General features: G+C 45.0%; 1 pseudogene. It reads left to right on the top strand.

Annotation, left to right across the window (positions count from 1 at the left end):
• Positions 1–433, top strand: a pseudogene (locus AB4585_RS26920) (Bcr/CflA family multidrug efflux transporter); the annotation flags it as partial.

Raw genomic sequence — 433 nt, 5'->3', positions numbered from 1 at the left:
CGGCTACTTATTTGGCCTGAATGTTTTAACCTTAGTGATGTTTACTACGCTAAATGGCAGGGTGGTGAAGAAGTACGGCTCAAACAAGATGATCATGTTTGGGCTGACAATTCAGCTACTGGCAGGGATAGGTCTGTTCATCTGCTGGGTGGCTGATCTTGGTTTGGTCTTTATCGTGCCTTGCGTGATGTTTTATGTGGGTACCATTTCCACTATTGGTAGTAATGGTATGGCGCTATTGCTAAATAAATACCCGAACATGGCCGGCACGACCTCATCCATTGCGGGTACCTTACGTTTTGGTATTGGCTCTTTAATGGGCTTTATTGTGGCTCATTTACCGGGCGATGAAAGTTGGCCAATGCTGACTATGATGGCGCTTTGCGCCGTGTTATCTATCGTAATCTATAAAGTGTACGGAGAATCTAAACAG

Source organism: Vibrio sp. 10N.222.49.C9, assembly GCF_041474985.1.
Taxonomy (GTDB): Bacteria; Pseudomonadota; Gammaproteobacteria; order Enterobacterales; family Vibrionaceae; genus Vibrio; species Vibrio crassostreae_C.
Note: the sequence above shows the minus strand (reverse complement) of the source record. Positions and strands in the feature narration are given on the sequence as shown.